A 21,854-nucleotide genomic window follows, 5' to 3' on the forward strand; every position below is an offset into this window, starting at 1 on the left:
AGATACTTCAGTATATAGTTGGAGGTAGCGCTATGAATAAGAATGATCCTAAGCCATTGCAAGGAAAAATCGCCGTCGTGGCCGGAGCGACCCGGGGAGCAGGCCGCGCCATTGCGGTGATGCTGGGTGCCGCGGGGGCAACGGTGTATTGCACGGGACGGAGCGTACGCGGCCAAGCGTCGGATATCAAGCGTACGGAGACGATTGACGACACGGCGGAGATGGTGACGGACCGGGGCGGCACCGGCATTGCCGTGCAATGCGACCATACCGTGGAAGAGCAAGTGAAAGCGTTGTTTGAACGCATTCGTGAAGAGCAGCAAGGCCGGCTGGACATCCTCGTCAATGATATATGGGGCGGCGAGAACCTGACGCATTGGAATATTCCGTTCTGGGAGCAATTTCTGTCCGATGGACTGCTGATGCAGGAGCGAGCAGTGACAACGCACATGATCACCAGTTATTACGGCGTTCCGCTGATGGTGGAGAACGGCGGCGGATTGGTCATTGAGGTCACGGACGGCTCGACGTACCGGTATCGCGGGAATTTGTATTACAGCCTGGCAAAAATTTCGGCGATTCATCTGGCGGCAGCCATGGCGGAAGAGCTGCGTCCCTATCAGGTAACCGCACTATCCGTGACGCCGGGATTTCTGCGCTCGGAGCAAATGCTGGATCACTTCGGCGTTACGGAAGAAAATTGGCGGGATGCCACGGCACAAGAACCGCATTTCATCGAATCGGAGACCCCATATTTTCTTGGGCAGGCGGTTGCGGCGCTGGCAGCCGATCCGGATGTAGCCGACAAGAGCGGGAAGGCGCTGACCAGCTGGGACTTATCGGATGAATACGGGTTTAGCGACATTGACGGGCGTAAGCCGCATTGGGGCAATTACGCGAAGAAGCAGGGACTTCCCATTACTTAAACATGTAAAACAGGGTGACCTATGCCATGATGGCGAATAGGTCACCCTCTTTGGTTACGGAAATTGTCCGTTGCACTTGCGAATACCGCTGTAAGTACGTCTAAACCATGTCATAGCGGAACATCGCAGAAACTACGCATCAACGTTCAATTTCAAGTGGTTATGAGCGGCCGCGTCTCATCGAACCCATAATCAGGCTGACGATAAAGACCAGGATGACGGCACCGATCAATGCAGGCAGGATGTAGAATCCACCCATTTCCGGTCCCCAGGATCCAAGCAGAAGACCGCCCAGCCAAGCACCGACGAAACCAGCAATGATGTTACCGATGATACCGCCGGGGATGTCTCTGCCCATAATCAAACCAGCAATCCATCCAATGATACCGCCAACGATTAATGACCAAAGAAAACTCATGTTAATCACCTCGTATAAGTTATAGTTGTTTGTGCCTTACTATTAACCAAAGACGTGACTTTTAAACCGGGTTGACCAGCAACTTGGATAAAATCATTATTTTCCATTGCAATGATATGCCTCTTCGTTCTTTGATAAATGCGATTTTTTTGATTATGCTTGAAGAGAGTGGTTAGGTTGAGAAAATAAAGGAGCTGGCATGGAACTCATGATAGACAAATGGACAGAAGAATATACAATTCAATCCGTTGACGCAGACTTTAAGGGAGACTGCCGATGGTCTTCGCTGCTCAGTATTTTGCAGAGAGCGGCTGACCGGCATATTGAGGCGCTGGGGATCAGCCGCGAGGAAATGATCGAGCGTGGCATGGGCTGGATGCTGATTACGCTGGAGCTTGAGATGCGGCGGATGCCAAGGGATATGGAAAACGTATATGTGGACACCTGGAGCCGCGGGTCCAAAGGGGCGCTGTGGCATCGGGATTATCGGATCAAGAACGGCGATGGGGAATTGCTGGGCGAGGGCCGCTCGGTATGGGCGCTGGTGGACATTCATAAAAGGAAAATTCTGCGTCCGTCCATGTTTCCGTACGAGGTGCCGATCGGTCAGGAAACGGTTGGAGAGCTGCCAAGCAAAGCCGTATTGCCGGAAGGGGTACAGCTTGATGATGCGTATACGTATTCGGTCCGGTATAGTGGAATCGATACGAACGGCCATTTGAATAACGCCCGGTATGCGGATCTGTGCTTTGACGTGCTGGATGAGCAGGAACTTCGGGAAGGGCTAGTGACCGGCTTCAAGATTACATACCTTAACGAGGCCAGACTGAAGGATACGATGCTGATCAAGCGTTCGGCCGAGGAGAACAATCGGGTGTACGTGCAGGGCACATCGCCGGACGGAACCAACTTTTTTGAAGCGGCTATCGTTAGGGAATCATAAACCATCAGGTTGTTCTTTCGGAGGGGAAAGAGCGGCCTGACGCTTCATGGAGGGTGAACGGATGTACAAAATCATGATCGTTGAGGATGACCCCAAGCTGGCGGGGCTGCTGCAATCGCATATCGAACGGTACGGAAATGAAGGAAACATCGTCGAGGATTTCGATCATGTGCTGGAGCAGTTCCATAAGATGAAGCCGCATCTCGTTCTGCTCGACGTGAACCTGCCAAGCTTTGACGGATATTATTGGTGCCGCCAGATCCGGTCGGTATCGACCTGCCCGATTATTTTCATCTCGGCCCGTAACGGGACGCCGGATCAGCTCCGGGCCTTGGAGAACGGCGCGGATGATTATATCACCAAGCCGTTTGCTTACGATATCGTCATCGCCAAAATCCACAGCCAGCTGCGCCGCGTATACGGCGACTATGCGGCAGCATCCGCCGAGCGTACGGTGGAGAAGGACGGGCTTGTCCTCTATCCCGAACGGATGGAGCTGACTCTTCACGATCAGACATCCGTGCTCACGAAAAAAGAAACGGTCCTTCTGGAAACGCTGCTGAGCCGGAGCCCCCGGCTTGTGACGCGCGAGACGATTCTGGAGAAGCTGTGGGACGATACGTTCGTGGACGATAATACGCTCAGCGTGAATATTAACCGGGTGAGGAAACGGTTAGGGGAGTTAGGGATTGAGAATGCGCTGGAAACGATTCGCGGTTCGGGGTACAGGCTGCATACCGTATGGAAGAGGTAGGTTATGAAGAAGCTGTTTTGGCGTGAGCATTTGCCCCTCATTCTGTTTGTAACCGCGGCCTTGTTCGTGGTGCTGCTCGTTTTCTGGTATGACGGCTATGATCATCCGGTGACAGCGGCTTATGCCGTTTTCCTCGGTCTGACTATTCTTGGCGGGTACTTGGCATTCCGGTATTTCACGCACCGGGATTTCTATGAGCGGCTGTCGCAGCCCATCAGGTCGTTGGAGGAATCGATCAAGCATAACGAGTCGGCCCCGCTGCCTACGGCCCTTAGCGAACTTATGGAAGAGCAGTACCGTCAATACCGCACGGTCATGGAAGAGTGGGAGCGCCGGCGGAAAGAGCATATGATCTTCATGAATCAGTGGGTGCACCAGATGAAAACGCCGCTGTCCGTCATTGAGATGATCACGCAGGAGGATGACAACGACGCCTTCAAGAGTTTATCCGAGGAATCCGACCGGATTCGGCGCGGGCTGGAGATGGTGCTCTACATGTCCAGGCTCGAAACCTTCGAGCAGGATTTCAGCGTGGAGCCCGTGAAGCTTCAGGAGGCGGCAGTCGAGGCGGTGCACGAGAACAAGCGTTATTTTATTCACAGTCATGTGTATCCGGAGGTCCGGATCGATTCATATCTCACCGTTCAGACGGATGCCAAATGGCTTCGGTTCATCATGCTGCAGCTGCTGTCCAACGCCATTAAATATTCTGCCGGAACCGGGCTTAAGGTGACGATGCAGGCCCGCCGGACGGAGGACCACCGCCATGTGGTACTGGAGATCACGGACCGGGGAATGGGCATACCGCCATCCGACATGAAGCGGGTGTTCGACCCGTTCTATACCGGGGAAAACGGCCGCAAGCTGAAGGAATCCACCGGCATGGGCTTGTATCTCGTCAAAGAAGTGGTCCATAAAATGAACCACCAAATCGAGCTGGAATCCGAGCCGGGAAGAGGAACGACGGTGAGGCTGATTTTCTCGGGGTGAGATCTGCTTTGTACAGACGTCTCATGGAGGCAGAGTTCAATTATGGCTGTTGTAGGTGACATTCACGACATTGAAATTATATAAGGCAGTAAAGCATGGGCTGGTAAGATTTGGTTTAATCTCTTATTGAACTTTGGATTGAATCACCTAAATACGTTACCGAAAGCACCTTATCACGGGCTTCATGATGGATGTTGACCCATCATGAAGCCCTGAGGTAAGGTTCTTTCTTTTGTTTTAAATAATGAGTAGGTATCGGCACGCACCAGCGAAAGAGGACGAAACGATTCCGAAGAAGCGAAGCGGTCGCCTTTGCCCCCGAATTTTCACCTCGGTGTAATCGTTCAGAAAATTTGGGGGCAACAGCGATCGTAGGAACGTTACGTACTCGTAGCGGCCTGAGAATCGCAACAGTGACATACTCGTAGCGGCCTCTAGAATCGCAATCGTGACGTACACGGAGGACCTTTAGAATAGCAACAATGACGTACACGGAGCACCTCTGGAATCGCAACAATGACGTACACGGAGCACCTCTGGAATCGCAACCGTTACGCACTCGAAGCGCCCTTTAGATTGCGACCGTGACGTACCAAGAGCGGGTCTGCGCATGAATCTTACACCGATGTAAGGTTGGCGAAAGAGTGATCGATAGGAGATGGCCCGCCGGATGCTATACACTAACCTTACAGGAACGAAATAACGAAAGTGAGGTTTACAACAAGATGGAAATACTAAACGTGCGCAATCTGGGCAAAGTCTATAAGGCCGCAGTGTCCCACGAGGCGCTTTCCAATATCAATCTGAGCATCAACCAAGGGGAATTCGTCGGCATCATGGGCCCCTCCGGCAGCGGAAAAACGACGCTGCTCAACATGATCTCCACCATCGACCGACCTACGTCCGGGGAGATCACCATCGGCGGGGAGGACCCGTTCCGATTATCCCAGGATAAACTCGCCATGTTCCGCCGGCGTGAGCTGGGGTTTGTCTTCCAGTCCTTTAACCTGCTGAATACGCTGACGGTGAAAGAGAATATCCTGCTCCCCCTGGCGCTGGACGGCGTGGATCTGGATGAGATGAACCGCCGGGTCGGTATTTTGGCCGATAAACTGGGCATCACATCGATACTGGATAAGCGGACTTATGAAATATCGGGGGGACAGGCGCAGCGGACGGCGATAGCGCGGGCCATGATCCACGTACCGAAGCTGGTTCTGGCCGATGAGCCGACAGGCAACCTGGACTCCAAGTCGGCCCGCGACGTCATGGAAATGATGGACCGGAGAAACAAGGAAGACCAAGTGACGATGCTGCTGGTCACCCATGACCCGGTTGCCGCAAGCTACTGCAATCGGGTGGTGTTTATCAAGGACGGGCAGTTGTACAACGAAATCACGTACGGCGACAGCCAATCGGCCTTTTATCAAAAAATCATCAATGTGTTATCGCTGCTGGGAGGTTCGGGACATGAATTTTCGCCAGTTCGCCATTAACAATGTCCTGCGCAGCAAGCGCACATATATTGCCCACTTCCTGAGCAGTGCTTTTTCAGTCATGATTTTCTTTACCTACGGGCTGCTATCGTTTCACCCACAGCTGAAGGACGGCCTGGTCTCCTCCAGCGGTACCATGTCCATGCTGGGTACGATGGGCATGACGGTATCCCAGTACATCGTATTCGTTTTTTCATTTTTCTTTCTGCTGTATTCGGTGGGGGCTTTCATCAAGGTCCGGAAAAAGGAGTTCGGCATTCTGCTGATCCTCGGCATGTCCCGCAAGCAATTGAACCGGATGCTGTTCATCGAGAATATCCTGATTGGCGCTGCAGCGATTGTAGTCGGCATCGGAACGGGATTGCTGTTCTCCAAGCTGATTCTGCTAATCAGCGCCAAGCTGCTGGCCGTGGATAAGGGACTTCCGTTTTATTTTCCGCTCGAATCGCTGATCATTACGGCTGCGGCTTATGCCGTTTTGTTCCTGCTGATTGCGTTGTTTTCCTCGTTCATGCTGCGGAAGGGCACGCTGCTCGCCCTGGTGAAAGCAGAGGAAAGCCCGAAGCCGCAGCCCAAAGCATCGCCTTGGCTGGCCGTGCTGGCTGTCCTGCTGATTGGAACCGGATACGGCATGGTGATGGCTTTTGCGATTCTCCAAATTTTCAATCTGTTCCTGTTGCTTGGAGGCGTTGTATTCGTCATCATCGGCACTTATTTTCTCTTCACCCAGTTCAGCGTGTTTTTCATGCGGTATCTGCAGAGGAAAGAACGGTTCTTCTTCCGCCGAACCAATCTGCTGACGATCTCGGAGCTGCTGTACAGAATCAAGGACAATGCGGTGATGTTCTTCCTCGTATCGGTCATCTCGGCATCCGCCTTTACCGGGATCGGAACCACGCTTGCGATCGGAGATCCGGGCCTGTCGGCCATGGAAAATCCTTATGCCTATACGTACACCATGTATGAGGAGGACGCTGATAAAGGGAATCGTCATCTTGATATGATCAGGGAGGAGCTCAAGAAAGGCGGATTTCAGTACAAGGAGGCGGAGGTTACTCCGATATTCTCGGATAACGGGGTGAAGCTGATCAAGCTTAGCGAATATAACAGTCTCATTCAGTCGCTGGGTTACCCGGCAGAAGCATTAGACGACCTGGAAGGGATCTTGACTCCGGGAACGGTCTCGGAGAAGAACAGCTACCGAATAGACGGTCCCTTAAATGATCAGTTCGAGGTAGTAAACGGCAAGAAATCGGAAATCGTCAAGGTGCTCAAAGCCGAAACGTTTATTGCCGTACCCGCGACCTACGGCGATACGCTGGTCGTATCCGACCGCTTGTACGAGGATGTGTTCCAGACACAACAGGATCAGGAATACGGTTATGCGGCATTCCATACGTTTTACGTTCAGGATTGGAAGAATACAGGGGATGTGTCCAGATCGATTCAGGAACGTCTTAAAGAGCCGGAAGACTACAGCTATTATCTCAAGTCATTGTACTTGGATTGGAAAAGCGCTCAGCAGCAGAACGGCATTCTGCTTATGGTTAGCGGCCTGGTCGGCATCGTGTTTTTTACCTTCGCGGCAAGCTTTGTATATTTCCGGCTATACGCGGATCTTGCCCGGGACGAACAGCAGTATCGCATGATTGCCAAGGTGGGACTCAGCAAAAAAGAGCTTGGCACCATCATTACCAAGCAGCTTGTCATTATGTTCTTTTTGCCGATGTTAATCGCACTCATCCATAGCGGCGTTGCCTTTGTTGCGCTTCAGCAGCTGGTAGACTTCTCGATCGTAGGGCATAGTTTGAAGATCTTCATCTTCTTCCTGAGCATCCAGATCATGTATTTCTTTATTACTCGCTGGCGTTATCTGGAGCGTCTCAACAAAATCATTCAGTAAAAACCGCCATTTCTTCGTTGAAAAGGGCCAAAACGGGTATGTTATTACAAGAAGCACTTCACAACGAGAAATGGGGGCGATTCCATAATGAATGATCACAGCATGTTAAAGACGGGTGCCGTAGAGACCGAAGAGGTTACGACCGATATTCTTTCCTTGCGTACCGTCATGGTGAACGTCCAAATGATCGGTACGCCGGGAACCGGTGACTGGGTGCTGATTGATACGGGACTCGGAAATTTCGAAGGTTCCATTGCGGAAGAAGCGGAGAACCGATTCGGCAAGCCGCCGGTGGCCATCGTGCTGACGCATGGCCATTTCGACCATGTGGGCAATGTGAAGGAATTGGCCGATCGCTGGAACGTTCCCGTCTACGCACACCCGAGCGAACTGCCGTTTCTTACGGGACAAGAAGACTATCCTCCGGGGGATCCGAGCGTAGGCGGGGGATTGATGGCCCGCGTTGCTCCCATGTATCCGAACAAAGCCATCGATCTGGGATCGAGGATACGACCGCTGCCGGAGGACGGAAGCGTGCCCGGTCTTCCCGAATTCAAATGGCTGCCGACGCCGGGTCATAGCCCCGGACATATCTCCCTGTACCGCGAACGGGACCGGGTCCTCGTAGCGGGAGACGCGGTCATTACGGTGAAGCAGGAGTCGGCGCTTGCCGTCATCGGGCAGGAGAAGGAGCTTCACGGTCCGCCGATGTATTTTACTCCGGATTGGGATCTGGCGCGTGAATCGGTTCGCCGCCTGGCAAGCCTGAATCCCGAAATTCTGGTCACGGGGCACGGCGTCTCCATGCGCGGTGAAGAGCTAACGACTTCGCTTTCGCGGTTGGGCCGGGACTTTGACCGTTTGGCCGTTCCCGAGCAAGGTCGGTATGTGGATAAGGAACCAAATTGAATGAGAACGGATCAATCATCCGTTTCATGATATGATCGTTTTATAGGCTGAACGAGACACCGTGAGGGCGATGACCTTGCGGTGTTTTTTATATGAGACAGATGAACAGACCGGCAAAGTTAATCGCGTATTTTTTATTTTATCGATATAATTCTTATACTAGGCATGCGAGAAGATCTTATATTCATAGCTACGGAGCTTAAGAACTTGTAATACTATATGACCGTATTACAGGGTTTGAACTCGGCGCGGATGATTATATTATTAAACCTTTTGAAATTTTGGAGCTGCTTGCACGCATAAATGTGGTTTTACGTCGAAACACACAAACAACGTTTGGTGATTTATCACAACCACTAGCCTCGGGATCTATGGCTAAGTTGGATGTTAGTGGTCAACCCAATGTATCGGAAGTGAGATATTCGTTATTTAATCGTGATCCAGATCAAATCAGAATCGTCATTGAAATGAATCGAGATAGTATAATTCAAGTTAATCATGAGTTTATCGGTGATCAACTGATTATTGATTTAAATGATACATGCGATTTCGATTCTCCTATTCAAGAACCCTTGGCAGGTGAGCGGGGGAAAAGGATTGTAGTGATCGATCCTGGACATGGAGGGAGTGATCCGGGAACGACAAGTATTTCTAATAAATATGAATAAGATTTTAACCTTGCTTTATCTCTAAAAGTGCAAGAACTCCTGTTGAAGGAGCCTGAAATCGAAGTATTGATGACCCGCGATAGTGATGTGTACCCTACCCGAACAGAACGTGTGCAGCTTGCCAATACATTAAATGCCGACGTATTTGTATCTATACATGGAAACAGTGTTCTTGAGTCACCTCAAGCCAATGGTACAGAGACTTATCAGCGAAGCAGCAGTAAACAGCTGGCTAACGCTACTCACAAGCGCTTAATCAAAGCAATGGGGCTGAAAGACCGCGGTGTGAAAGATAAAATAAAAGTTTCCAAGTCATTAGAGAAACGAAAATGGCTGCGGTCCTATTGGAAATTGGATTCCTGAGTAATATCTCCGATTAAAAAAGCAATGCTATCCAATACCGTACAATACAAAGCTGCTCAAGCTATTGTCGATGGAATTAAAGAATATCTGAGCCTCAAGTAAGGAAAACTGACGGGCTGCCATGGATCATTCAGTAAGGAGTGATACACATTAAGGAGTTTATTTCTTTACAGTATAAGAAGTTTGGACATCCTCTTGAAGTGTTGGAATTAGAACAACGAGTAGACGATAAACAACTTCAGCACGACGAAATAGTGGTTCGAATGATTCTTAGTCCAATTAATCCTTCTGACCTAATTCCGATTCGGGGTGCCTATAAACATCGAATTCAGCTGCCAGCAGTACCAGGATATGAAGGGGTTGGTGTTGTTGAAGCTGTTGGTTCATCCGTAACAGCATCCCTTTTAGGTAAACGGGTACTGCCTCTACGTGGTGAAGGAACTTGGCAACAGTACGTGAAAACGAAAGCCAATCTTGCAATTCGGGTTCCCGTTGAAATTGATAACGAAACAGCAAGCCAAATGTACATTAACCCTATGACAGCGTGGCTTATTTGTGCAGAAGAATTGCGGTTAAAGTCTGATGATGTGTTGATTGTAAATGCTTGCGGTTCTGCTATAGGACGTATTTTTGCACAGTTTTCAAAGGTGTTTGGATACAGATTGATTGCGGTGGTAAGAAATGATAGCCATACCCAGGAACTGTATTCGCTTGGTGCTTGGGCGGTAATTGACACGTCTAAAGAATTGCTTGTCCATCGAGTTTTGGAATTGACCTGTGAGATGGGGGCGACGGCGGGTATTGATAGCATTGGCGGGCAAGATGGACACGACCTGATTGAGTGTATCCGTCCAGGTGGCACAGTATTAAATATTGGTCTTATGTCAGGAACTCAATTGAATTGGGCTCGGATACACCATAAACATTCTAATATCAGAGTGAAACCATATTGGCTTAGGAGATGGATTGAAGGTATCTCCGATGTTCGGTGGCATGAAACTTTTGGTGATGTATTCCAATTGGTGATAGATGGGGAATTGACTATTCAAGCACCAAGAACGCGTTTTAGTCTACGGGAATATGAGAAAGCAATTATAGAAACACAACAAAGTGGTCACACAGGGAAAGTGATTTTGGAACCATTTTCATTCAACTAACGTGCGAATGGTCTTCGAACGTTTCGGCTGTCAATATGGAAATTAACGGATTTGTGCGAAAATGAAAGTGATGGAAACACCAGATTTTTTAAAAAAAGATGAACTGGCGTGAACCTAAGCACGCTCTCAGGCATCTAACTTATGTAAGGCCAAGGAAGTGCTGCAAAGGAGGTCTCCCAATGTGAACAAGAAATCCAATATAGAAGGCGATGTCCAGCTTGCCAAGCATGGGGATCGCGAAGCCTTTAGCAGGCTGATCCACGCTTGCGAGCGTAATTTGTATGGCTTAGCCCGTTTGTATCTGAGGCGGGAAGAGGATTGCGCGGATGCCGTACAGGAAGCGATCGTTAAATCCTTCGCAGCGATGTCGACCTTAAAGCAGCCTGCTTATTTTAAAACATGGCTGTCCCGTATCCTTATTCATGAATGCCTGCAACTGCTGCGCTCCCAGCAGCGGCTGCGGACGGTTGAACTTGCCAATGGGGGTGCCGATGCACTGCCGTATGAAGCGATCGAACTCAACGAAGCCGTGACCCATCTGGAAGACGATTTACGCAGAGTTATTCAGCTTCACTATTATCGGGATATACCGATCAACCATATCGCCAAGATGATAGGTATACCGGAAGGAACGGTGAAATCCCGGCTGTACCGGGCGCGTGCCATATTGGCGGAAAAATTGGATCCTTCCACGGAAAGGAACGTGAGCCATGACCCGATAGTATGTAAGGAGCCGAGTCTGAAGAACTTTGCTCCTATACGTATGGCGATTCCGGCGGGAAGGCTTGCCGACTTCAACATGATGCAAGGATCATGGGGGGCAGCCGCTTAATGGGAAAGAATCCGAATGTCAGATGGATGGACGAATCCGATCTTGTGCCATGCTCCGAGCTGATGCTCAAGGTGTTTAACGGCGAACCCTGGTTCGACCAGTGGGACTCCGTGCTGCATGTACAGCAATACCTCAAGGAATTTATGGACAATTCGGTGTTCCTGGGATTCGTTATCGAACAGGAGGGCAGCATCCTGGGAGCCTCCTTTGGCCATACAAAGAGCTGGTACAGCGGCAAGGAGTACCATATCCAGGAATATTTCATCGATACCGGTTTGCAGCGCAGCGGTTTAGGCTCGGCGCTCATGAATGGAATGAAGGCCTACTTACATTCGATGAACATTCATTGCATGGTGCTGCTAACGGGAAAGGGGCTTCCGGCCGAAGATTTTTATCGGAAGCATGGTTTTGAAGTGAAGCAGGACATTATTTTTATGTCCAACAAGTTTTAAGCGGTTTGATATTTCGATTGAAATAGGGGAGTTGTCTTGATGTCGGTGCGTGTTCTTAACTAACCAAATTTTATAGGACTCTGGCAAGCGCTTTGCGAAAAAACCTTACTTATGCGAGGTTTATTTGCGATGGCTCGAGCTGGAGTCCACCTGGTTAAGAACACAACAGCCATCCATAATCATATTGACTGTACATAACCGTACCCTTGGTACGGCTTCCCGCTGAAGGGGCAGAAGGTGGACGATGGTTCATGGACTTCTGTCCCTTTTTCATGTCGGTTTATCAGCACGCAGGGGGTCATGTGTGTTCTTTTCCAGGGAAATGCAACCCATACTCAGGAAGAGAGCGTGATTTCACATGATCCAATATATAGAAGAGGTAAAAAAGAAGGTTTCCCTGCAAGAAGGTACCCAGGTGATCGAACAGCTGCTGACAGCAAGTTATATGCGCCCGGGCATATCCACCAAAGAGCTGGCACGCCATACCTGTCTGCCGATTCCGGTCGCTGCGGCGATCAAGAAGGAGCTCATCAAAGCCGGAGCACTCGTTCAAGAGCGGGGAGTACGCTGCACCTCTGCCGGAAAGCTCTATGTCGAACGAAAGCTGGGATACGAAGGCATCGATATCGATCTGTATCATACGCTGCTGGCCGGCGAAGCCGATTGGCGGACGGAGCTTTCCGATGTGCTGGCGAGGCTCACGGAGATTCTGAACCAGCGCCCGCAGGTCGATGTTCAAATCGACCAATCCCAATGCACGGTCGAGACGAGTCTCCGGAGGGCGATTCTGTGCCTGAGGGAGCACAGCCTGATCGGAAAAAACATCCTGTGCGTGGGCGACGACGATCTCGTGAGCATTTCGCTCGGCCTGCTGCTGAAACGGCTCTTCCCGAACGCGAAGGAGCAGAGAGCGGGCCTTACCGTGATGGATATCGATGAACGCTTCCTGCGGTTTATCGGTGACGTGGCTGCAAGGGAAGATGTATCGGTTACATGCAGGCATGTCGACCTCAGACAGCCTCTGCCCCAGGAATGGAAAGGGCAATACGATTGCTTTTTCACGGATCCGCCGTATACGCTCCAAGGCTTGACCTTGTTCTTGTCCCGTGGCCTCAGCGCGTTGAAGCCTGAGAAGGGCTGCCCCATCTTTCTCTCGTTTGCGCATAAATCACCCGACTTCACATGGTCCATGCAGCGCGAATTCGTCCGCATGGGGTTGTCGGTCAGACAGGTGCAGCTTCATTTCAATCAATATATCGGAGCGCAGATGATCGGCAATAGCGGCCAAATGATCGTGCTGACAACGACGGAATATACGGATCCGCCGATGAAGGGTTCTTTTGAGGATGAGCTTTATACAGGCGAGGTTCGGCGGACCGTCCGAACTTACCGATGCACCCAATGTCAGAGCGAGCTGCAGGTAGGCGTGCAGGGCGATTTTACCACGATTGAGGATTTGAAGAAGCAGGGCTGTCCGGCATGTGCCCATCATGCGTTCACCCGGCTGGCGAAGAAAATGATCTGATTCGTTTTTGTGGAATCAATCGCTGGGAGGTTATAATAGGGGAACAGAGGAAGGGGAGGGCTATGAAAGTATTAGTATTGGCTGAGAAGCCGTCCGTTGCGAAGGAAATTGCGAGAGTGATGGGCAGCCGCGAGAAGCAGAAGAATTATTTTGAAGGACCGAAATATATTGTGACCTGGGCGCTTGGACATTTGGTGGGGCTTGCCGAACCCGAGGATTATGATAAGAAGTATCAGACCTGGGCGCTGGAGGATCTGCCGATCCTGCCGGACAACACGAGGCTTAAGGTGTTGAAGGAAACAAGTCACCAGTTCAAGACGGTGCAGCATCTGATGAAGCGTTCGGACGTCGGCGAGATGATTATTGCCACCGATGCCGCCCGCGAAGGGGAACTGCTTGCGCGCTGGATCCTGAAAATGGCGAAGTGGAACAAGCCGTTCAAACGGTTATGGATTTCTTCCCAGACGGATAAGGCAATCAAGGAAGGTTTCGCATCCCTCAAGCCGGGGCAGCAGTTCGACAGGCTGTACGAGTCCGCACGCTGCCGGGCTGAAGCGGATTGGATGGTTGGACTGAACGTGACGCGCGCGCTGACGACCAAATTCAATGCGCAGCTGTCCGCAGGCCGGGTTCAGACGCCGACGCTCGGAATGATCATGGACCGCGAGAGGGAGATCGTGAATTTCCGCTCACAGGAATATGAGACGCTGCAGGCGGATCTCGGAAGCTTTGAGGTTTCGTGGCGTCCGGCCGGCGGAGACGGCCGTTTATTCGAGAAGGACAAGGCCGCCAAGCTGAAGCAGAAGCTGGAAGGCAGCACGGGAAAAATCGTGAGCGTGAAAAAGAGCGAGAAAACCGAACCGCATCCGCTGGCATACGATTTGACCGAGCTTCAGCGGGATGCCAACCGCCGATTCGGGTTCTCGGCCAAGCAGACCTCGAATGTGCTGCAGCGCCTGTACGAGCAGCATAAGCTGGTCACCTATCCGCGCACGGACAGCCGTTACCTGACATCCGATATGGTCGGGACGTTGAAGGAAAGGCTGTCGAGCATTGCGATCGGACCCTATGCGTCCATTGCACGCCCGCTGCTTCGCAAGAATTTGTCGCCAAGCAAACGGGTCGTGGACGACAGCAAGGTTACGGATCACCATGCCATCATTCCTACCGAACAGACCGTGCTGCTGAATCAGTTGTCGGTCGATGAACGCAAGCTGTACGATCTCATCGTGCGCCGGTTCATCAGCTTGTTCTATCCTCCTGCCCGTTACGATAACGTATCGGTAACCGTGCAGATTGAAGGTGAGCAGCTCTATGCGAAAGGGACAACGATCAAGGACAGCGGATGGCGCGAGGTGTATGGCGGCGACTATGAGGATGACACGGACGACGAGAGTGACGATGGTCAGGGCCCATCTTCTTCGGGCAAGCTCCTGCCGGAGCTGAAGGAAGGAGAATCGGTGAAGGTGGTCCGCTGCGTGCTGAAGCCGGGACGGACCCAGCCGCCGAAGCGGTATAACGAGGCGGCGCTGCTCTCCCAGATGGAGAAGCACGGCCTTGGAACCCCGGCAACCCGGGCCGACATCATCGAGAAGCTGGTCAGCTCCGACACGATCGAACGGCAGGGGCAAACCCTCCATCCGACAGGCAAAGGCAAGCAGCTGATCGAGCTGGTTGCTCCGGAGTTGCGGACGCCGGAGCTCACGGCGCGGTGGGAAGCCGAGCTCGAGCGGATCGCGAAGGGGCAGGGCAAGCCGGAACCGTTCCTGCGAGGCATACGGGATATGACCAAGAAGCTGGTCACGGACGTGAAGGGAAGCGAAGCGGAATATAAGCCGCATAATGTTTCGAACAGCCACTGTCCGGATTGCGGCACACGGCTGCTCGAGAAGAAGACCAAGCGCGGCAAGCTGCTTGTCTGCCCGAGTGACGATTGCGGGTACAAGCGCTCAGGCGAGAAACGCCTGTCCAACCGCCGTTGTCCGCAGTGCCATAAGAAGATGGAGATGAAGGAAGGCAAGGCGGGGCTGTTCGTGCAGTGCCTCGGCTGCGGCATTACGGAAACGCTGAAGAAGGATGCCAAGCACGTGAACAAACGCGAGGAGCGGAAGCTCGTGCAGCAGTACAGCAAGCAGGAGTCGATCGGTTCCAATCTGGGTGATCTGTTGAAGGCAGCGCTCGAGCAGAAGGGGAAGGAATAGTCTCTCGAGCGTTAATCTCATAGAGCTAAGATGGATTGCGTTTTTCTTGCCGTTGTTAGCATAACCTCGGGTGCAATGGCCCATTCTACGGACAGGGGGTGATTTGCATGCCGAACCATAAAGCGAGAAAGACCGAAAACCAGCAGAATAAATCAAGCATTCTGGAGGAGAGCAAAACCCTCAAGCCGAAAAAGGCTGCAGACTATGTTCCGAGCCTGAACGAAATATCCAAGAACGAATCTTGATGGCTCGTGGCGGTTAAGAAATGTTTGGGTTGTCATTATGCCGGGCACGGGCCCGTCGGATCTTACGACCGCCGGCCGGTGTCCTCGTAATGGCATCAAGGACAGCGCTTGTCGTCATGCCCCTAGGGCATGGCCGGGCATTGTCTTCATCAGCCTGCGGTTTTATAATAGCGGTAGAACGTATAGCTAATGGCTGATTGGCAAGATCGATCAGTTGAAATGGGGGTGCGTGAACCAACGTGAGACCTGCACTGATCGTTTGGTTTATTTTTATCAATGCGGTAGCCTATCTGGTCATGTCCGAGGATAAGCGGCGTGCCCGGCTGGGACGGGATCGCGTTCCGGAGAGGACGCTTTTTCTGTTGGCCGCCATAGGCGGGGCTTTGGGCGTATGGATCGCGATGTACCGCAAGCGTCATAAGACGAGGCATTTATCATTTAAAGTCGGAGTACCGCTGCTGCTAGTCGTAAACGTTGCATTATATACGTATTTCTGGGGTTAGCCTCATTGCCATGATTTACATAGGGATGTCGCCGACAGTTAGTCGGCAAGCTCGTTTCATACCGGTATGAAGCTGTTTAATAATAAGTAGTAGGTCTTTTAACAACAGAAAGAGGTGGCCTGTATGCTTTTTACTAAAATTCTTCTAGCTTACGACGGCTCCAAAGCAGCGAATAAAGCGCTCGGACGTGCGGTGGAACTTGCCAAGGTAACGCCGGGAGCAACGCTGGATGTCATTCATGCTTACGATTTTCCTCGTTTCTTCGTTGGGGAAGGGCTTGCCCCGATTCCAGCTTCACTCAATAAAGATGTTTACGATCTGGCCGTGCAGACGACGGAGGAAATCCGCGAGCGGATCGAAAATTCGGGCGTTAACGGTCAAGTGGAGATGATCCAGGGTCCTCCGGCCGAAGTCATCCTGGAGTATGCGGATCAGAACGGGAGTGACCTGATTGTCATCGGCAGCCGCGGTCTTGGGGGCATCCGCGAGTTCGTGCTGGGCAGTGTCAGCCATAACGTGGTGCAGCATGCAACGATTCCGGTACTTGTCGTAAAATAATGGGGAAGGGACGCGAAGGCGTCCCTTTTTGATAGGAACGTATACACTTCAGTCGACTCACCCTCCTGATCTCGCAAGAAAAAAATTCCGTCAAATGCGGTCTATCTTCTTATGAGATCCGTCGATCGATTTTTTTCTTATAGCGCAGTTCATGTTGGGTGTTCGTTCGTGATTATTTGGTCAGAGGAGGCTCCTATGGAAATTATACTTCTTATCATCTTGGTCGTTCTGGTCGGACTTATGGCTTCCAGCCGAATGACGGACTTGGAGAAGCGAATGAAACGGCAGCAGGCCACGTTGAACCAAATCTCAAGCCATTTAGGAATACCCGAGCGGCCGGTGCCTGCGGAAGTCAAACGGCTGGTGCAGGATGGGCAGGATATTAAAGCAATTAAAACCGTAAGAGAAGAATTGGGATTGTCTTTGGTTGAAGCCAAACAATATGTAGATGCCATCAAGCATGGGGAACGGTAGAACAGGCATGACGGAAAATGTCCGATGCTCGATTACAAATGAGGGGTTGCATTCTCCATGGTAAGCTCCCATCGCCCGTCGCGAGACTCGATTCGGTGCAGCCCGGTGTTCGCCGCCGGAAAGAACGGATTCTTATTGGTCCATGCCATATCCTTGATTAGATGATAAATGATGTTAATCACTCCGCCGTGAGTAACCACCAATACATTTTCATGATGATTCGCCGATTCCTGATCCTGGCATAGTTTGGTGAAGGTATCCTTGATCCGCTGGAAATTTTCTAGCGGGCTCTCACCTCCAGGGTATTTCTCGTCCATCCGTAAGCTGGAAAAATACAGCCCGGGAAATTTCTCTTCCGCTAATGCGTGGGGCATTCCGGCGAGCAGACCGTTGTTGGTCTCCCGCCAATCCTCGGAGCCGCTCAAGGGCAGGCTAAGTTTATCAGCAATGATTGCGGCTGTCTGACAAGCCCTTTGCAGATCGCTGCAAATGATCCGGTGGATATTAAAATCATGCTTGTGTTCATCCAAGTACTGCCCCAGCTTCTCCGCTTGCCTGATCCCTTCATCGATGAGCCCGCGCTGGCTCCATCCTCCGCGATACCCTTCTTCGTCCTGACCATGCCTTACGAAATAGATAGCCATTGGTTCCTCCTTAGAAAATAGATTCTGATTTTGCGAGATTCAAATTTAAACGTCGGATAAGATGATTCGTCGTATTAAATTCTATTGACGGATGTTAAGATTTCGACACTCGACTCCATCTTCCTTGCAAGTAATTACAATTAGAGAGCAGAATCCGATCTTATTTTATTCTGCGATAATACTTTTCCCTTACCCTCAATGCAGCAGCAAAAAAGGTTCTCGCTCCAGCGGAGCGGACGAATCGTGGATGGAGAAGCGCCAGCGTTCGCCTTTAAACACGGGAAACATCCATTATAGTTCAATCCAGTTTCCCGTGTTTAACAGCCGATCGGAATCACGATGCGTCAGCGCAGCGCCGACTATGCTCCACATGCACAGCTCATGCCCTTTAATGTTCAGTAGTTGTCTACGTTTTTTAATGCCGCTGTCTCCCGGAAGTTTTGAATCAGCGGCTTTCATCTGCACATACTTTTTGCTGCTGCATTGCTCACTTGCCAGATACGAACATTATTTTTTCTGTAAATCCGATTGTTCGTGTTTAGGTTGACATTAGGTGTCAGAAATTGATAAACTGAGGATGTTGAGGTTCAAAATAACTTATGAAGCATGATTGATGAAATTGAATATGTCTCGTATAAAGCCGGGGATATGGCCCGGAAGTCTCTACCCGAAAACCGTAAATTTTCGGACTACGAGGGAATACAAACGGTGCGGCAACGACGGGGCTTGGCTTCATGTTTGCTTCTTAGGCGGCGGATGCGCAAGGCTCTTCTGCTTGACGCAGGCGGCAGCGTTCGTAATCCTTGTATGTCCGAGACCTGCACAGAACTTTGTGTTTACGGGATCGGACTTTTTTTTCAGCAGTCATATGAATGTCGAATTTCGCAGAAAGCGGGGGTAACTCATGACAGCACAAGTAGGAGTCATTATGGGAAGCCAATCAGATTGGGATACGATGTCCCATGCATGCCAGGTGCTAGACGAGCTTGAAATTCCTTATGAGAAAAAAGTCGTATCCGCTCACCGGACGCCGGACCTGATGTTCCGTTATGCCGAGGAGGCGGAGGGCCGGGGGCTTCGCGTCATCATCGCCGGAGCCGGCGGAGCCGCCCACCTGCCCGGGATGGTCGCTTCGAAGACGGTGCTGCCGGTCATCGGCGTTCCGGTTAAATCCAAAGCGCTGAAGGGTCTGGATTCATTGTTGTCGATCGTGCAGATGCCAGGCGGCATTCCGGTAGCAACCGTAGCGATCGGCAAAGCGGGAGCCACGAACGCGGGGTTGCTCGCAGCGCAAATTCTCGGCACCTCGGATGCAGGGATTCGCGAAAGAGTGCAGGCGCGCCGGGACCGGATCCGGGACGAAGTGCTGGAAAGCAGCGATAACCTATGATGGAGAACGGAGCACAGCAGACGCGAGCATCCGGCAGAAAGCTTTTGCCGGGTTCGGTCATTGGCGTACTCGGCGGCGGGCAGCTCGGACGAATGATCGCGCTGGACGGAATCCGGATGGGATATTCGTTCGTCACCCTTGATCCGACGCCGAACTCTCCGCTCGGCCAGATGGCCGAGCAGGTTACGGCCCGTTACGACGACGTCGAGGCTGCCCGGCAGCTCGCGGCGAAGGCCGATGTCATTACCTACGAATTCGAAAATGTCGATGCGGGCGTGGCCCGGCTTCTGGAGGAGCAGTCTTATGTTCCTCAGGGAAGCAAGCTGCTGTACACTACGCAGCACCGCTTGCGCGAGAAGGCCGCGATCGAAGCGGCCGGCGTGCCGGTTGCACCGTATCGTGAAATAACAAGCTTGGAAGATTTGTTGTCCGCCGCCTCTGAACTTGGACTTCCGTGCGTGCTAAAGACCGCCACGGGAGGTTATGATGGTAAAGGGCAAGCGGTTCTCCGCAGCGAAGATGAACTCGAATCGGCTTACAAGGAGCTGGCTGCCAGCGGGACTGAGCTGGTATTGGAGAAATTCGTCAAGTTCGCATGCGAGATCTCCGTCATTGCGGCGCGTACGCCCAGCGGCATCGTGAAGAGCTTCCCGCCGGCAGAGAACGTGCACGTCAACAATATTTTGCACTTGTCGATTGTGCCTGCGCGCGTGCCGAGCGAAGTAAAGCGCAAAGCATGTCAGCTCGCGGAACGCGTGGCAGAAGGTTTGGGAGCTGTCGGCCTGCTGGCCGTCGAGATGTTTGTGACCGAGCAGGGGGAGCTGTTCGTGAATGAGCTTGCGCCTCGTCCGCATAACTCGGGGCACTACACGATGGAGGCATGCTCAACCTCTCAATTCGAGCAGCATGTGAGAGCGATTTGCGATCTGCCGCTCGGGGATACGACGCTGCTGAGCCCGGTCGTCATGGTGAACCTCCTGGGGCAGCATCTGGAGGAAGCGGTACGGCGTTTTGGAGAGCACGACGCGCTTGCAGAGTCTCTCGGCGTTGTGCCTAAGCTTCATCTTTACGGCAAGAGCGAGGCGAAGGCTAACCGCAAGATGGGACATATCAACCTCTTGTGCGGGGACGTCGATGACGCGCTCGAATGGGTAGAGAAAATAAATATTTGGAGGCAGGATTAAACGATGATTGAACGTTACAGCAGACCGGAAATGCGGGCGATTTGGACCGAGGAGAACAAGTTCAGAGCATGGCTAGAAGTGGAATTGTGCGCATGCGAGGCATGGGCCGACCTTGGCGTCATTCCGAAGGAGGACACCGTTAAGCTTCGCCAGAATGCGACCTTCAATATAGATCGGATTTATGAAATCGAGCAGGAAACCCGCCATGATGTCATCGCTTTTACCCGCGCCGTGTCGGAAAGCCTTGGCGAGGAGCGCAAATGGGTCCACTACGGCTTGACTTCGACGGATGTGGTGGATACCGCGATGGGATATCTGCTCAAGCAAGCCAACGATATTTTGGAGCAGGACATCCTGCGCTTTATCGGTATTTTGAAAGAGAAGGCACTGGCTTACAAGCATACCCCGATGATGGGCAGAACGCATGGCGTGCATGCAGAGCCGACGACCTTCGGTCTGAAAATGGCGCTGTGGCATGAAGAAATGATCCGCAACCTGGAGCGTTTCCGCCATGCGGCTGACGGCGTGCAGTACGGCAAAATTTCGGGTGCTGTCGGCACGTATGCCAATATCGATCCTTCGGTCGAAGAATTCGTTTGCCGCAAGCTCGGCACGAAGGCGGCGCCGATCTCGACCCAGACGCTGCAGCGTGACCGTCACGCGGAATATATGGCGACGCTTGCCCTTATCGCTACTTCGCTCGAGAAATTCGCTACCGAAGTACGCGCGCTCCAGAAGAGTGAGGTTCGCGAAGTAGAAGAGGCATTCGCCAAAGGACAAAAGGGTTCCTCCGCGATGCCGCATAAACGGAATCCGATCGGTTCGGAGAACATCTCGGGCCTTGCCCGCGTCATTCGCGGCCACATGGTTTCCGCTTACGAGAACGTGTCGCTCTGGCATGAGCGGGATATTTCCCACTCCTCGGTAGAACGTATCATCCTGCCGGACGCTACGACGCTGCTGAACTACATGTTGAACCGCTTCGGCAACATCGTGAAGAACCTGACGGTCTTCCCGGAGAACATGAAGCGCAACATGGCTCGCACGTTCGGCGTTCCTTTCTCGGGCCGGATCCTGACGAAGCTGATCGACAAGGGCTTCAGCCGCGAGCAAGCGTACGATACCGTTCAGCCACGCGCCATGCAGGCGTGGGAAGAGCAGCGTCAATTCCGCGAGATCGTGGAATCCACGCCTGAGATCACCGAGGTGCTCAGCGCCGAAGAGATCGAAGATGCCTTCAATCCAAGCTGGCATCTGAAGCATGTGGATACGATTTTTGCCAAGCTGGGGTTGGAGTAGGGTTAGAAACGGATAAATCC

Annotated in this window: 22 protein-coding genes, 1 pseudogene and 1 riboswitch; of the genes and pseudogenes, 21 read left to right on the forward strand and 2 right to left on the reverse strand. The window is 51.9% G+C overall.

Features of this window, described 5'->3' with window-relative positions; translation table 11 throughout:
* Window positions 1–32 precede the first annotated feature (32 nt).
* Window positions 33–926, forward strand: coding sequence for an SDR family oxidoreductase (locus MHI43_RS04650; protein ID WP_012819075.1), 894 nt, complete (start codon window positions 33–35; stop codon window positions 924–926).
* Window positions 927–1,086: 160 nt separating this feature from the next.
* On the opposite strand, the gene MHI43_RS04655 is transcribed toward MHI43_RS04650, so the two are convergent.
* Complete coding sequence (locus MHI43_RS04655; protein WP_009592319.1) at window positions 1,087–1,344, reverse strand: GlsB/YeaQ/YmgE family stress response membrane protein; 258 nt, start codon at window positions 1,342–1,344, stop codon at window positions 1,087–1,089.
* 208 nt (window positions 1,345–1,552) lie between these two features.
* Here MHI43_RS04655 and MHI43_RS04660 point away from each other — a divergent pair, with 208 nt between their 5' ends.
* The 17 genes and pseudogenes from MHI43_RS04660 to MHI43_RS04740 all read left to right on the forward strand — a co-directional run bounded on the left by MHI43_RS04660 (window position 1,553) and on the right by MHI43_RS04740 (window position 17,317).
* Entirely contained in the window at window positions 1,553–2,287 is a 735-nt protein-coding gene (locus MHI43_RS04660; protein WP_036662001.1) for an acyl-ACP thioesterase domain-containing protein, read from the forward strand.
* 61 nt (window positions 2,288–2,348) lie between these two features.
* Window positions 2,349–3,041: a response regulator transcription factor gene (locus MHI43_RS04665; RefSeq protein WP_012819077.1), complete on the forward strand. Its 693-nt coding sequence runs from the start codon at window positions 2,349–2,351 to the stop codon at window positions 3,039–3,041.
* A gap of 3 nt (window positions 3,042–3,044) precedes the next feature.
* Window positions 3,045–4,031, forward strand: a complete 987-nt coding sequence (locus MHI43_RS04670) for a sensor histidine kinase (RefSeq protein WP_036661979.1) — start codon at window positions 3,045–3,047, stop codon at window positions 4,029–4,031.
* Between the two features lie 725 nt (window positions 4,032–4,756).
* Entirely contained in the window at window positions 4,757–5,527 is a 771-nt protein-coding gene (locus MHI43_RS04675; RefSeq protein WP_012819079.1) for an ABC transporter ATP-binding protein, read from the forward strand.
* Window positions 5,502–7,430, forward strand: coding sequence for an ABC transporter permease (locus MHI43_RS04680; RefSeq protein ID WP_012819080.1), 1,929 nt, complete (start codon window positions 5,502–5,504; stop codon window positions 7,428–7,430). The genes MHI43_RS04675 and MHI43_RS04680 overlap by 26 nt, the downstream gene beginning before the upstream one ends.
* Before the next feature lie 87 nt (window positions 7,431–7,517).
* Entirely contained in the window at window positions 7,518–8,339 is an 822-nt protein-coding gene (locus tag MHI43_RS04685) for an MBL fold metallo-hydrolase (RefSeq protein ID WP_036661975.1), read from the forward strand.
* A gap of 218 nt (window positions 8,340–8,557) precedes the next feature.
* Window positions 8,558–8,659: pseudogene (locus MHI43_RS04690) on the forward strand (DNA-binding response regulator); the annotation flags it as partial.
* Between the two features lie 390 nt (window positions 8,660–9,049).
* Window positions 9,050–9,370 carry an N-acetylmuramoyl-L-alanine amidase gene (locus MHI43_RS04695; protein ID WP_341283231.1) on the forward strand — a complete coding sequence of 107 codons (321 nt, stop codon included), beginning with the start codon at window positions 9,050–9,052 and terminating at the stop codon, window positions 9,368–9,370.
* A 140-nt stretch (window positions 9,371–9,510) separates the two neighbouring features.
* Entirely contained in the window at window positions 9,511–10,527 is a 1,017-nt protein-coding gene (locus MHI43_RS04700; protein ID WP_036661973.1) for a zinc-dependent alcohol dehydrogenase family protein, read from the forward strand.
* 181 nt (window positions 10,528–10,708) lie between these two features.
* The gene (locus MHI43_RS04705; RefSeq protein WP_036661971.1) at window positions 10,709–11,359 is read left to right on the forward strand and encodes a sigma-70 family RNA polymerase sigma factor; all 651 of its coding nucleotides are present in this window, start codon (window positions 10,709–10,711) and stop codon (window positions 11,357–11,359) included.
* Window positions 11,359–11,811 (forward strand): GNAT family N-acetyltransferase, encoded by a 453-nt coding sequence (locus tag MHI43_RS04710; RefSeq protein ID WP_235201733.1) that lies wholly within the window; start codon window positions 11,359–11,361, stop codon window positions 11,809–11,811. Before MHI43_RS04705 ends, MHI43_RS04710 begins: the two co-directional genes overlap by 1 nt.
* A gap of 358 nt (window positions 11,812–12,169) precedes the next feature.
* Window positions 12,170–13,336 carry a bis-aminopropyl spermidine synthase family protein gene (locus MHI43_RS04715; RefSeq protein WP_036661966.1) on the forward strand — a complete coding sequence of 389 codons (1,167 nt, stop codon included), beginning with the start codon at window positions 12,170–12,172 and terminating at the stop codon, window positions 13,334–13,336.
* A gap of 62 nt (window positions 13,337–13,398) precedes the next feature.
* A complete protein-coding gene (locus tag MHI43_RS04720; RefSeq protein ID WP_036661964.1) occupies window positions 13,399–15,537 on the forward strand; it encodes a DNA topoisomerase III in 2,139 nt (712 codons plus the stop codon).
* Between the two features lie 107 nt (window positions 15,538–15,644).
* The gene (locus MHI43_RS04725; protein WP_012819087.1) at window positions 15,645–15,782 is read left to right on the forward strand and encodes a hypothetical protein; all 138 of its coding nucleotides are present in this window, start codon (window positions 15,645–15,647) and stop codon (window positions 15,780–15,782) included.
* Window positions 15,783–16,021: 239 nt separating this feature from the next.
* Window positions 16,022–16,285, forward strand: coding sequence for a DUF1294 domain-containing protein (locus MHI43_RS04730; RefSeq protein WP_012819088.1), 264 nt, complete (start codon window positions 16,022–16,024; stop codon window positions 16,283–16,285).
* Window positions 16,286–16,408: 123 nt separating this feature from the next.
* Entirely contained in the window at window positions 16,409–16,843 is a 435-nt protein-coding gene (locus tag MHI43_RS04735; protein WP_012819089.1) for a universal stress protein, read from the forward strand.
* A 195-nt stretch (window positions 16,844–17,038) separates the two neighbouring features.
* A complete protein-coding gene (locus MHI43_RS04740; protein ID WP_036661960.1) occupies window positions 17,039–17,317 on the forward strand; it encodes a hypothetical protein in 279 nt (92 codons plus the stop codon).
* Window positions 17,318–17,349: 32 nt separating this feature from the next.
* On the opposite strand, the gene MHI43_RS04745 is transcribed toward MHI43_RS04740, so the two are convergent.
* Window positions 17,350–17,961: a histidine phosphatase family protein gene (locus MHI43_RS04745; RefSeq protein WP_012819091.1), complete on the reverse strand. Its 612-nt coding sequence runs from the start codon at window positions 17,959–17,961 to the stop codon at window positions 17,350–17,352.
* A 610-nt stretch (window positions 17,962–18,571) separates the two neighbouring features.
* Window positions 18,572–18,673, forward strand: a riboswitch (purine riboswitch).
* A gap of 192 nt (window positions 18,674–18,865) precedes the next feature.
* Between MHI43_RS04745 and purE the strand changes: the two genes are divergently transcribed.
* The 3 genes from purE to purB are packed head-to-tail and all read left to right on the forward strand — an operon-like array spanning window position 18,866 to window position 21,834.
* Complete coding sequence (gene purE / locus MHI43_RS04750) at window positions 18,866–19,351, forward strand: 5-(carboxyamino)imidazole ribonucleotide mutase (protein ID WP_009592351.1); 486 nt, start codon at window positions 18,866–18,868, stop codon at window positions 19,349–19,351.
* Window positions 19,348–20,535: a 5-(carboxyamino)imidazole ribonucleotide synthase gene (gene purK, locus MHI43_RS04755; RefSeq protein WP_036661956.1), complete on the forward strand. Its 1,188-nt coding sequence runs from the start codon at window positions 19,348–19,350 to the stop codon at window positions 20,533–20,535. Before purE ends, purK begins: the two co-directional genes overlap by 4 nt.
* Window positions 20,536–20,538: 3 nt before the next feature.
* Window positions 20,539–21,834 carry an adenylosuccinate lyase gene (purB, locus tag MHI43_RS04760; protein WP_036661953.1) on the forward strand — a complete coding sequence of 432 codons (1,296 nt, stop codon included), beginning with the start codon at window positions 20,539–20,541 and terminating at the stop codon, window positions 21,832–21,834.
* The last annotated feature ends 20 nt before the right edge of the window (window positions 21,835–21,854 follow it).

Origin of the sequence: Paenibacillus sp. FSL H8-0457 (assembly GCF_038051935.1) — a bacterium.
In the GTDB taxonomy this organism is placed as follows: Bacteria; Bacillota; Bacilli; order Paenibacillales; family Paenibacillaceae; genus Paenibacillus_AQ; species Paenibacillus_AQ lautus_A.